Annotated in this window: 9 protein-coding genes; all 9 read left to right on the plus strand. The window is 45.6% G+C overall.

Annotation, left to right across the window (positions count from 1 at the left end):
* Positions 1–138: 138 nt before the first annotated feature.
* Positions 139–1,146, plus strand: a complete 1,008-nt coding sequence (gene trpS, locus HGH91_RS24770; RefSeq protein ID WP_168741587.1) for a tryptophan--tRNA ligase — start codon at positions 139–141, stop codon at positions 1,144–1,146.
* Between the two features lie 48 nt (positions 1,147–1,194).
* Positions 1,195–1,830, plus strand: coding sequence for a deoxynucleoside kinase (locus HGH91_RS24775; RefSeq protein WP_145672445.1), 636 nt, complete (start codon positions 1,195–1,197; stop codon positions 1,828–1,830).
* 189 nt (positions 1,831–2,019) lie between these two features.
* The gene (locus HGH91_RS24780; protein ID WP_168741588.1) at positions 2,020–2,802 is read left to right on the plus strand and encodes a hypothetical protein; all 783 of its coding nucleotides are present in this window, start codon (positions 2,020–2,022) and stop codon (positions 2,800–2,802) included.
* Positions 2,781–4,856: a ComEA family DNA-binding protein gene (locus HGH91_RS24785; protein WP_168741589.1), complete on the plus strand. Its 2,076-nt coding sequence runs from the start codon at positions 2,781–2,783 to the stop codon at positions 4,854–4,856. The genes HGH91_RS24780 and HGH91_RS24785 overlap by 22 nt, the downstream gene beginning before the upstream one ends.
* A 695-nt stretch (positions 4,857–5,551) precedes the next feature.
* Positions 5,552–5,719, plus strand: a complete 168-nt coding sequence (locus HGH91_RS24790; RefSeq protein ID WP_168741590.1) for a hypothetical protein — start codon at positions 5,552–5,554, stop codon at positions 5,717–5,719.
* A gap of 239 nt (positions 5,720–5,958) precedes the next feature.
* Positions 5,959–9,276 carry a SusC/RagA family TonB-linked outer membrane protein gene (locus tag HGH91_RS24795; RefSeq protein ID WP_168741591.1) on the plus strand — a complete coding sequence of 1,106 codons (3,318 nt, stop codon included), beginning with the start codon at positions 5,959–5,961 and terminating at the stop codon, positions 9,274–9,276.
* Between the two features lie 43 nt (positions 9,277–9,319).
* Positions 9,320–10,795, plus strand: a complete 1,476-nt coding sequence (locus HGH91_RS24800; protein WP_168741592.1) for a SusD/RagB family nutrient-binding outer membrane lipoprotein — start codon at positions 9,320–9,322, stop codon at positions 10,793–10,795.
* A 134-nt stretch (positions 10,796–10,929) separates the two neighbouring features.
* The gene (locus tag HGH91_RS24805) at positions 10,930–11,244 is read left to right on the plus strand and encodes a DUF3467 domain-containing protein (protein WP_145672432.1); all 315 of its coding nucleotides are present in this window, start codon (positions 10,930–10,932) and stop codon (positions 11,242–11,244) included.
* Between the two features lie 12 nt (positions 11,245–11,256).
* Positions 11,257–12,330, plus strand: a complete 1,074-nt coding sequence (locus tag HGH91_RS24810; RefSeq protein WP_168741593.1) for an Ldh family oxidoreductase — start codon at positions 11,257–11,259, stop codon at positions 12,328–12,330.
* Positions 12,331–12,379: the final 49 nt, after the last annotated feature.

Raw genomic sequence — 12,379 nt, forward strand, 5'->3', positions numbered from 1 at the left:
TTAATGATAAACGGCCAGAAAAAGCGGAAAGCTTAAAGCAGAAAGCAAAAAGGGGGTGTAAAGCAGGGCTTTATTGCCAAATTATCCGCTACGATTCTGCTTTAAGCTTTCGGCTTTTTCCTTAAATTGCGCCCTGTTATGGCTACAGAAAAAGAAATTGTGGTAAGCGGCATACGCCCTACCGGTTATTTGCATTTAGGCAACTATTTTGGTGCGATCCGTAATTATATCCGGATGCAGGAAGATTTTAACTGTTACTTCTTTGTAGCAGACTGGCATTCGCTGACTACCCATCCCAACCCTAAAGATTTACAGGGCAATGTAATGCGGGTGCTGGCAGAAAATATTGCCTCCGGCCTTGATCCGGAAAAGGTAACGTTATATGCACAGAGCGATATCGCTGAAATTCCTGAGCTGTACCTGCTCATGAATATGCTGGCCTATGTAGGGGAACTGGAAAAAGTGCCCACTTTCAAAGACAAGGTTCGTTTACAGCCACAGAATGTAAACGCCGGGCTGCTTACTTATCCGGTGTTGATGAGTGTAGATATTTTAATTCAGCGTGCGGTAAAAGTACCGGTGGGTAAGGACCAGGGACAACACCTGGAAATGGCCCGTAATTTTGCGCAGCGTTTCAATCGCCGTTATGATACAGACTTGTTTCCTGAGCCGGAAGCCTTCAACTACGGCGATAGCCTGGTGCGGATCCCCAGCCTGGACGGTTCCGGTAAAATGAGCAAGAGTGAAAATGAAATGGCCACCCTGTACCTGGCAGATGACGATGATAAAATCCGCAACAAGATAAAGAAAGCAAAAACGGATAGTGCAGCGGTGACACCGGGTACGCCGATGCCCGAATCTGTACAAAACCTGGTAGACCTCATGAAATTAGTGTCAGCCCCGGATGTAGTACAGTTCTATGAGGCGGCCTGGGATAATCAAACCATCCGTTTTGGCGATATGAAAAAACAGCTGGGTGAAGATATGGTGAACTTTATTGCCCCTATCCGCGAAAAGGCAAAAGATTTGCAACAGGACACCGACTATTTAAGAAAAATTATGAAAGCCGGTGCAGAAAAGGCCAGAGCGAATGCGGCACAAACTTTGCAACAGGCGAGAAAACTAATTGGTTTAAATTATTATTGAAAAAGTCGCCAACTGTAGCTATTTTCAATATTAACCACCTATCATCGCATGGCAAAACAAAACAGGATTAAACATATCGCCATAGCCGGTAATATCGGCGCTGGTAAGACTACACTCACGGAAATGCTTTGCAGGCACTACAAGTGGCATCCACAGTATGAAGACGTAGAGCACAACCCATACCTGAACGATTTTTATGAAGATATGCCCCGCTGGTCTTTCAACCTGCAGGTATATTTCCTGAACGGCAGATTAAAGCAATTGCTGGAAATACAGAATGGTAAGGAAACGGTGATACAGGACAGAACCATCTATGAAGATGCGCACATTTTTGCGCCTAATCTTTATGAAATGGGACTGATGACCAAGCGCGATTTTGATAACTATTTCAACTTCTTTGAAACGCTGAAAAGCATGGTGAAACCGCCGGATCTGCTGATATACCTGCAGGCGTCGGTGCCTACACTGGTGGCCCAGATACAGAAAAGAGGAAGAGAGTACGAGGAAAATATACGCCTCGACTACCTGAAACGCCTGAACGAATACTATAACAACTGGATCGAAAAATATAAAGAAGGCCCTTTGTTGATTATAGATATCGATAAGAATAAATTCCCTGAGAGTGATGAAGACCTGGGAGAAATTATTTCCAAGATCGATTCACAGCTGTACGGTTTGTTTTAACCGGCGCAGGGTATGGTTATAAAGAGATGGGAGATAAAAGCGTGGCTTTTATCTCCCATTTTATTTTACGCTGTTCAGATTTCATTAACACTTTTGCCCTATGTAGGATCTACCTTTATGATACGCGACAGCATTGGTTAACCCGATAATACCGCTGTTGACGAACTGTTTGTTAAACCCCGTTTCCATATGAAACAACTGATGTTGACCCTTTTACTCATGGGGTGGATAGGATGGCTATCTGGGCAACCTGCTCTCATGCCCATAGGTAAGAATACGCGTATTGGCGCTTACAGCCGCCATTTTCAGCAGATCATTACTGCCTGGTCCGATCCCGCGGCATTGTCGTGTATACAGCGCCTTACGGCCGGCATTTACTCAGAAAATCGTTTCCTGGTAAAGGAGGCATCACTGTATGCGGCGATGATAGCTATTCCTGTATATGCAGGTGCTTTCGGAGGCAGTATTACCCGTTTGGGTAGTACTGCTTATCATCAGCAGCAACTGAGCGGAGGATATGGCCGTCGTCTCGGGCGCAGGGTAGGACTGGGGCTACAGTTTAACTATGAAACCACTACTGTGCAGGGGGTGGGGACTGCCAGCCAACTGACGGTAGCGGGTGGCATATTGTGGCATATCAGTGAACAATGGCATGTGGGGCTACAGGTGCAACAATTAATGAATGGAGACTGGCTATATATCGGAGGTGCAGGATTTGAAGCATCGGGCGATTTTCTGCTGTCGACTGAGGTGTTGCACGCAGGTAAGGACACTGGTATGAAGGTGGCCGCCTATTACCGTATTGCCCCGGCGTTGGCACTGGAAATAGGCTTTGCGTCCCGGCCGGCTTATCATACTGCGGCCTGCATTCTTTACCTGCGTTCCCTGCGAATCGATATTGGCGCGGGCTTTCATCCCAGGCTGGGAATCACTCCTTCAACTGCATTGATATGGCAGCTATCCGCAGAATAATAGGAACCCTGGTGCTGGCGGGGATTCACGTTGTTGCCTATGGGCAGCAACAGGAGGACATAATGCCTGCTGCAGTGGAAAATAACCTGGAGCACCAGGCTGCAGGTACGGAAACAGTGTCGGAAGATGATGAACAATGGCAGCAGTTGAGTGCATGGCGCCGGCACCAACTGCAACTGAATACGGCTGATGAGGCCAGTCTCCAGGCACTGGGACTCTTAACGCCTTTGCAAATCAGTAATTTCCTGCAATATCGTTCGCTCCTGGGCGATCTGCTAAGCATTTATGAACTACAGGCGATACCAGGATTTGAGCCGGAAATCATCCGGCGTATCCTGCCTTATGTGGAGGTAGGTAACGACTTGTCGCCGCATTATAAACTGAAAGATTATTTGCGGAAGGGCGATCATGCTTTGCTGATGCGCTACGGACGTACGTTAGAAAAAGCCAGGGGATACCTGCATACTGATAGTACTGCCGCAGCATACAAGGGGAGCCCGGGCAAACTGCTGTTACGCTATCGGTATAATTTCCCCCGGTATCTCAGCTGGGGAATGGTGATGGAGAAAGATGCAGGCGAGGCATTTTTTAAAGGTGCGCAGCAGCAAGGTTTTGATTTTTATAGCGTCCATTTCTTTCTCCGCAATTACCGCAGGATAAAAGCGCTGGCGTTGGGCGATTATACGGTGAATCTCGGGCAGGGGTTACTCAACTGGCAATCGCAGGCCTTTGGTAAAGGAGCGGCTGTGATGCAGATAAAAAGAGAAGGAGAAGTGATCAGGCCTTATGCTTCGCCCGGAGAGTTTTATTTCTTCAGGGGAGCGGCTATCACCCTGCAGCGGCATCGATGGGAAGTAACTGCTTTTGCTTCGCACCGAAAGCTCGATGCCAGTCCCAGTGCTGATTCCAGCCAGGAAGAAATGACCGTTTCCAGCCTGGTAAGTAGTGGTTATCATCGCAGTACCACAGAAATAGAGAAACGGGGTCAGGTGCGGCTAATAAGCGCTGGAGGTAATATCCGGTATAACAGCTCCCGGTGGAAAGTTGGTGGCAACCTCCTGTTGCATCGTTTTACACCCGCCTGGCAAAAAGAGCGTAAACCTTACAATCAATTTGATTTTAGTGGGAAACAGCTAGCTGCCGCCAGTATCGATTATGCCGGCAGCTGGAAAAATGTGCATGTGTTTGGAGAGTTGGCAACTGCTGACAATGGGCAGCCAGCTTTTATGCAGGGATTACTCACGACTGTGGCGCCTTCCGTGGATATGGCCCTTGTTTACCGGTACTATGATAAGGCATACCAATCGTTATTTGCCAATGGTTTTGGAGATGGCTATCGCACGGTAAATGAGCAGGGCTTGTATACAGCCACCACAGTAAAAGTGGGTTCCCGGTTTAAGCTGGATGCTTATGCAGATATCTTCCGTTTCCCCTGGCTGAAATACCGGTCCAGCGGACCTTCAGGAGGGAAGGAATTTTTTCTGCAGGGAACCTATACACCGGGCAGGCAAATAACGATGCTGCTGCGATACAACTACCGGCAGGCAGAAGAGAATATACCTGAATCAGCTAATCCCATCCCGGTGTTAATGGATATAACGTCGAGGCATATACGTTTCCAGTCAGCCATACAACAGGGTCGGCGATTGAGCATCCGCACCAGGATAGAATATAGCAGTTATCAGGCCACAGCAGTTGCCGGAATACAGCAGGGATGGATGATATACCAGGATTGCAGTTACCGGTTACTGCGCATGCCTGTTACCGTGAGCGGGCGCCTGGCCCGTTTTAAAACCAGTAGTTATGATACCCGCATTTATGCAACGGAAAACAGCGTGCTGTATGAAAATGCGGTATCTCAGCTCTACGGCCTGGGCTGGCAGTATTATCTGAATGTGAAATGGAAGGTAAATGCACGCTGTTCCTGCTGGGGGCGTTTCCATCAAACCATTTACCAGGGCGCACAGCAGGTGGGTAGCGGCAATGATATGATAGCCGGCAACAAAAAAACGATGCTTCAGTTCCAGCTGCAATATTTGATAAACGGCAAGTGATAAAAAAGTTTTTAAAATATTTTTTATTGCAATAAATTGATTTTCATGTTGTTGTGTAGATATTTTTATCTGCTGTTAAAATAATGTTAACTGGATGTAGTACTGAATTCTTTTTTTTTCTAAATTGTGGACGTCAACCAAAATCTAAATTCTAATTTGCTTTATGAGAGAGTTTGTATCTACGAGTTAATTTGCTTGTGGTTGTGACAGGAAAGGTTACACTGAAAATACTGTTGCAATTGACTTCTACCAAAAATTGAGAACTAAAACTAACATAATACTAAACCAAGCGGCTGGACTTGACCCGATATCATTTGCACAAGGCGAAACAACAATCTAACTGAAGCATTGCCAACTCAGACGAGTCTGTTTTGCTATGATATATATACAATAGGAAGTAATTGCGGAATAAGTGTTAATAATACAACCAAAATCTGATATCAATGAAAAACAGCGTTTCCATTGTTACATAGCATTACGCTATGAAGCTTAAGAACGATCATACTGCTTCCTAAAGATCGGAGATCAGTACGTTTTTATCATTGTTTTAATCGTGTAGATAGTATATACGGTATAGGGAATACTATGCCCTATATTTTACGAAGAATATTTACAATAGCGTAGTTAAAGCAGGTAATTGAGCCAATAAATAATAAACTAAGTTTTTTCTTTTTCAACCAAAATTTGAATCTTTTATGAAAAGGACATCATTCCTTTTTGCCATGCCGCTGGCGGTTGTAAGGGTGGTCATTGCAGCGCGCACTGACACATTTCAACCAGGTATTTTTGAACCCTATACTGCAAACGATACTTCCGGTAACACGACGTTGCTGGGATATACGTCCCTGCGTGCATTATTTTAAAGTCAGGATACTTAACATTCAACCAAATCGAACCGTTTAAAAGCACCCGGCGCATTCATTCAAAACAACAGCTAAGGTTTATACTGACATCATTGTCGCCCGATGCCCCTACCATGTAGGAGCATCCGGTATTCAACCAAAATCGGATACTGACAATGTTGGTTTGCTTTCAGAAGAAATCCGTCGCTATACCTGCCGGGATCATTCAATTAAATAACATAAAAAAAAACAGCCCGCATATGAGAAAATCGTTTTTATTAACAACGATGTTGGTGCTATACATAGCCACTGTCATCGGACAAGCAAAACTTATCACAGGTAAAATCACCGATGCAACCGGCGATCCTGTGCTTGGTGTTACCATTCAATTTAAAGGACAGGCAAAAGGTACTGTATCCGATCCGAATGGTGCTTTTAAACTGGAAGCCGAAAAGGGCCAGGTACTGGTTATTTCCGGCCTCGGTTACGAAACAAAAGAAGTTACAGTAAATGGTAATACACTGAATGTCGTTCTCGCAAAATCAGACAGAACGATCAATGAAGTAGTAGTAACAGCGCTGGGTATTAAAAGAGAGAAGAAAGCGCTGGGATATGCTGTGCAGGAAGTAAAGGGAACTGAACTTACCCAAACAAATGAAACGAATGTTTTAAACTCATTGTCTGGTCGGGCAGCAGGTGTACAGATCAATAACAACGGTGGTGCTGTGGGATCCAGTGTCAGCATCGTATTGCGTGGTTACAACTCTTTTACCAACAATGCGCCACTCATCGTGGTAGATGGTATTCCCATCAATAACCCACAGTCAACGGTAATACCAGGAGCCCTTACACCCAGTGCTACTGACCAGCAATCCGCTGTGGATTATGGTAATGGTATCAATGATATTGACCCGGAAAACATCGCTTCCGTTTCCATCCTGAAAGGCGCCAATGCAGCCGCTTTGTATGGTTACAGGGCAGGTAATGGTGTAATCCTGATCACCACCAAAAGCGGGAAATCTGCCTTTAAAGGCATTGGGGTTTCTTACACTGGCGGTGCTTCTTTAGAAAAACAATACATTCTGCCTAAATACCAGAATAAGTACGGACAGGGTTCCACCAGTAGCGAATACTGGTATAACCTGTATAAGGCAGCAGATCCTGCTAATACATTGTCATACCAGGACTGGGCATTACAAAATGGATTTGCCTATGTTGATGGACAAGGAGCCGGTGTAAATGATGGTGTGGATGAAAGCTGGGGCCCAAGAATGGATATTGGACTGAAATTGCCGCAGTACAACAGCCCGCTGGATGCCAATGGTAACAGAACCGCTACTCCCTGGGTGTCACACCCTAACAATGTGAAGAATTTCTTCAAAACAGGATTTTCACTCAATAACAACGTATCATTAACCAGTAACACCAACAAGGGTAGCACCAGGCTTTCACTGAGTCATCAGCGCCAGATGGGTACCGTTCCCAACACCGACCAAACCAGGTATTCGGCGATGTTGAGCACTAGCCAGAACCTGACTGATAAGTTGAAAGTAGAAGCCATGGCTAACTACGTACAAACACTCAACGACAACCTCGTAGGACAGGGATATAATGAGTTCAACCCTATGCAGTCAATAGGTAGCTGGTTCGGACGCCAAATAGATATGAATGACCTGAAAAATAACTGGGATAAAATGATGCCTAATCCGGCATTCCCTGGTACCGGTGTTCCATACAACTGGAACCTGAACTATCACGATAACCCATTCCTGAGTTTATATAGAAACTTAAACGCCCGTAAAAAAGACCGTGTATTCGGTTATGCGAGTGTTTCATACGAATTCAGCAAATGGTTTAACCTGATGGGTCGTATTGGTACCGATTGGTATTCTGAAAGCAGAACCCAAAATACTTCCTCTCTCGCTACCGCCAACTTTTTATATGGCGTAGGCGGTCAGTTTACTGATTGGAGTATTTACGGAAATGAAGTGAATGCCGACCTGATCGCAAACGGCGGTGGTAAACTGGGTAAAGATTTCTCCTTGTCATATACCGTTGGTGGAAACTACCGGGATGCAAAAACTAAAAATGTTTCTTCTACAGCTAACGATCTGACTGTTCCTGATCTGTACACCATTGGTAACGCAAAAGGTGCAGCGTCTAATACCATGTATATTTCGCAACTCCGCTCTAACAGCGTATTTGCACAAGCATCATTAGGATTCCGCAACTGGCTGTATTTGGATCTGACGGCAAGGAACGACTGGAACTCTACGTTACCAGCCAATAATCTTTCTTATTTTTATCCTTCCGCCAGCTTAAGCTGGATTTTCAGCGACGCATTGAAAATTAGCAACTCATCTGCCTTTACCTATGGTAAATTGCGCGTGAGCTATGCCGAAGTAGGTTCTGGAACAAGTCCTTACATGATTCTAAGATCTTTCGTTCCTCAATCAAATACATTCAATGGGGTGACCCTCTATCATCAGTCATATAGACTACCGCCGCTGGACCTGAAGCCAGAACGTGCCAAGAGTGTTGAAGTTGGTGCTGAATTACATTTCCTTGATAACAGGCTGAATCTGGATGCGACTTATTACGATAAGAGAACAATCAACCAGATCATGCCTATATCTGTTTCCGCTGCGTCAGGAGCTACTACTGCGCAGATTAATGCTGGTGAAATTGTGAGTAAGGGCGTGGAACTGCAACTGAATTTAGGTATTCTGCGTAGCGACAATGGCTTTAACTGGGATATGACTATCAACTGGGCAAAAAATAACAGCAAGGTAACCAAACTGTATACTGACCCAAGAACAGGTGAGGAATTGCCATGGTTCCAACTAGGACGTAACTGGGGTACTACTATCGGAGCTATTCCTGGTCAAGATTATGGTATCATCAGGGGAGCTGATTATGTAACAGATCCTAAATCGGGCGCTATCGTGGTGGGAGCAAATGGATTACCTTCTTTCAAGAAAGACCAGGTAATTGGTAATATTGTGCCCGATTGGATCGGTGGTGTGAATAATACCTTCAGATATCGCAACTTCAATCTTAGCTTCCTGATCGACATGAAAAAAGGTGGTGATATATTCAGCGTAACGCATATGTTCGGCGCCAATACTGGTGTGTTAGATTTTACTGCGGCCGGCAATATTCGTGAAACTGGTGTGGTATTGGGTAAAGATATCCTGACCGACAAAAAGTTTGTAGATGCAAGTGGCAATCCGAACACCAAAGTCGTAGCGGCCGACAATGCCTTTAAATATCTTTCTTATGACGGAGCTTCTTCCGGAACCAGGTTCGATATCATCGACGGTACTTATATAAAACTTCGCACCATACAATTTGGCTATAACATTCCAGCTAATCTAATCAGCAGATGGGGATGGTTGAAAAGCGCCGGTGTATCGGTGTTTGCACAGAACGTAGCACTCCTGTATACAGATAAAAGTAACAAAGCACATATTGACCCGGAAACCGGATTTGGCAATAATGTGGCCCAACTGGGTTTTGAAGAATACCAGATTCCTTCAAACAGAAGTATCGGTTTGAAATTAAATCTGAATTTCTAACCTAGTGCAGAAGCAGATTAATGATTTAATTAAAATTAGTATTATGAAACTGTATAATAGAAGATTATCAAAATATTTCCTGGTCGGGGCGTTGATAATGATAACCGGTGGAAGTTGTACCAAGAACTTTGAAAAAATAAATACGGATCCGAACACGCCTTTGAAGGTGCCGGGTAACAATACGTTGGCCTATTCCCTTGTCTATTACGCACAAAACATTTTTGATGCTACAGCTGATATGAATGAGCCAGAATGTTTCGGAGGCCACCTGGGTAAGATTCAGTACATTGACGAGGCGCGCAATGTGTTTAGACCAGCAGCGATCGAGAATTTCTGGGCTTATCATTACAATGTGTTAAATAACCTCCAGATCACCATTAATGATGCTATCGCCACTAATAAAATAAATCAGCAGGCGGCAGCGCTTACTTTCAAGTGTTATGTGGCGCAAATTGCTACTGATACCTGGGGAGACATTCCTTACTCTGACGCGATAAAAGGTGGCAGTGGGGTAATTACACCCAAATATGATAGCCAGAAGGATGTTTACGCGGCGATATTGGCAGATTTGAAAACTGCCAATGATCTTTTTGCAAAGAACAGTGCCGCCGGCGGATTAAGCGATGGAGACGTTCTGTATTCAGCTGATGCAACCAAATGGCGTCAGTTCTGTAACTCTCTCCGGTTAAGGGTAGCTATCCGTTTGAGCAAGAAAGATGTGGCAACTGCCAAAGCAAATATTGAGGAAATTGCCGGTAATCCAGCCAAATTCCCAGTTATGACAGGCAATGCTGACAATGCGTTCCTGAACTGGCCTGGAGGTAAACCTTACAACGAACCCTGGTCTTCCAACAAATACGACGATGGTCGTGACGACCACGCTGTCAGCGACGTACTGGTTAATAAACTCCTCGAGTTAAACGACCCCCGTCTCCCCGTGTATGCTAAACCTGCCACAGGTGATGGCAAATACCGTGGGGTAGGAATTGGTATCAAGGATAGCGAAAAACTGCCTTCTATTGCACTGTATTCCAGAATCGGCGCCCGTTTCAGGGACAATAAAACAGGATTTACGCCATTTATGCGCGCCGCAGAAGTGAAATTCATCTTGGCAGAAGCGGCTGCTAACGGCTGGAATGTAGGAGTAAGCGCAAAAGACGCCTACGAGGCGGGCATTGATCTGTCCCTGGAAGAAAATGGGGTGTCCAATGCGGCATATAAAGCAAGTGCCGGTGTAAAATGGGATGGCGATGTGAAAAAGATATATATGCAGAAATGGCTTGCCCTGTTTAAAGACGGTCACGAAGCATGGGCTGAAACCAGAAGAACAGATGTGCCTTTATTGCCAGCTGCCACAGGATCTCCTTATCCTGGCCATACCCGCACATCTTTCCGCCTGCCTTATCCTAACACTGAAACTACCCTGAACGGCGCCAATAGCGGTGCAGCGGTGGGTTCAATAAAAGATAACTACTGGGGTGCACAAATGTATTGGGACACCCGCACAGGCGTTAATTGATGCCAGCAGCAAGAATATTGCATAGCAAATTTGACGAAGAGGACTATTATTAGTGGTCAATATACTGGTCAATAAAAAAAAGAGGGCTTATTTGAGCCCTCTTTTTCTATTTTTGTACGGCAAAATCTTACAACATGGAAAATCAGCACGAAGAACAGAATCAGCTTAATATTGAGTTGAATGAAGAAATAGCCGAAGGGCAATATGCGAATCTTGCTATTATCACCCATTCCAACGCCGAGTTCGTAGTGGACTTTGTCAATGTGATGCCCGGTTTACCCAAGGCGAAAGTGAAATCCCGTATCATACTCACTCCTCAGCATGCCAAGCGCTTTATGAAGGCCATGCTGGATAATATTAAGAAATACGAATCCATACATGGGCCTATCCAGGACCAGGAGCAGGTGTCTGTACCCTTAAATTTTGGTGGACCCACCGCTCAGGCATAATTCGTAAGTCAGATGGAACATATTTTTTCTTATCATCATTTGAGGGAATTCACCCGCGAGGTATTTATCCACATGGGGTGTAGCCTGGAACATGCTGCGCTGGCGAGCGAAGTGCTGGTGTCAGCCGATCTGAGAGGCATAGATTCTCATGGCATAGCCCGTCTGTCGGGCTATGTGCGTTTATGGGAAGCTAAGCGGATCAATCCCCGTCCTAATATCCGGATCATACACGAAACCCCCAGCACCGCTGTGGTGGATGGAGATGCCGGCTTAGGCCTGGTAGTGGCGCCATATGCCATGGAAATAGCGATGCAAAAAGCCGCAGCGGTAGGTACCGGCTGGGTGAGCGTTAAAAACTCCAATCACTTCGGTATTGCCGGTTACCATGCTATGAAAGCGCTCGAACAGGATATGATCGGGATGGCGATGACCAATGCCAGTCCCCTCGTAGCACCCACCTTTTCCACAGAGCGTATGCTGGGCACCAACCCTATCGCAGTGGCCATTCCGGCAAAAGAACAACCGGCTTTTGTAGCCGATTTCGCCACCACGACCGCTGCCAATGGTAAACTGGAAATCCTGCAGCGTAAAAATGAAGAGGCGCCTTATGGCTGGATACAGGATAAAAACGGTAATCCCAGCAAAAATCCGCATGAACTCAAGGACGGCGGGGCTTTACTGCCCCTCGGCGGCGACCGGGAACACGGAAGCCATAAAGGGTATTGTTTGGGAGCAATTGTTGACATATTTTCGGCCGTTCTTTCAGGGGCCAATTACGGACCCTGGGCGCCCCCATTTGTAAGTTTTCTGCCGCTGTCGCCCAACCCGGTAGGGGAAGGCCTGGGGCATTTCTTCGGCGCCATGCGTGTAGATGCCTTCCGGCCGGCTGATGAGTTTAAATCCAATATGGATACCTGGATCAGCCGCTTCCGCAATGCTGAAGCGATTCCCGGTAAAAAAGTATTAATACCAGGTGACCCTGAAAGAGAAATGCACCAGGAACGACTGGAAAATGGTATTCCCGTAATTGCGCCAGTGGTAAAGGATATGAAGGAAGTAGCAGCGAAGTTTAACTTGAATTTTTAAATCACCATCATTCATAAAAAACACCCGGAATAAAGCCCGTGCTGGATTT

It is taken from the genome of Chitinophaga eiseniae (genome assembly GCF_012641265.1).
GTDB classification, from domain to species: domain Bacteria; phylum Bacteroidota; class Bacteroidia; order Chitinophagales; family Chitinophagaceae; genus Chitinophaga; species Chitinophaga eiseniae_A.

Coding starts and splice junctions, on each gene's coding strand:
- trpS (WP_168741587.1), top strand. CDS start 139: ATGGCTACAGAAAAAGAAATTGTGGTAAGCGGCATACGCCCTACCGGT.
- HGH91_RS24775 (WP_145672445.1), top strand. CDS start 1,195: ATGGCAAAACAAAACAGGATTAAACATATCGCCATAGCCGGTAATATC.
- HGH91_RS24780 (WP_168741588.1), top strand. CDS start 2,020: ATGAAACAACTGATGTTGACCCTTTTACTCATGGGGTGGATAGGATGG.
- HGH91_RS24785 (WP_168741589.1), top strand. CDS start 2,781: ATGGCAGCTATCCGCAGAATAATAGGAACCCTGGTGCTGGCGGGGATT.
- HGH91_RS24790 (WP_168741590.1), top strand. CDS start 5,552: ATGAAAAGGACATCATTCCTTTTTGCCATGCCGCTGGCGGTTGTAAGG.
- HGH91_RS24795 (WP_168741591.1), top strand. CDS start 5,959: ATGAGAAAATCGTTTTTATTAACAACGATGTTGGTGCTATACATAGCC.
- HGH91_RS24800 (WP_168741592.1), top strand. CDS start 9,320: ATGAAACTGTATAATAGAAGATTATCAAAATATTTCCTGGTCGGGGCG.
- HGH91_RS24805 (WP_145672432.1), top strand. CDS start 10,930: ATGGAAAATCAGCACGAAGAACAGAATCAGCTTAATATTGAGTTGAAT.
- HGH91_RS24810 (WP_168741593.1), top strand. CDS start 11,257: ATGGAACATATTTTTTCTTATCATCATTTGAGGGAATTCACCCGCGAG.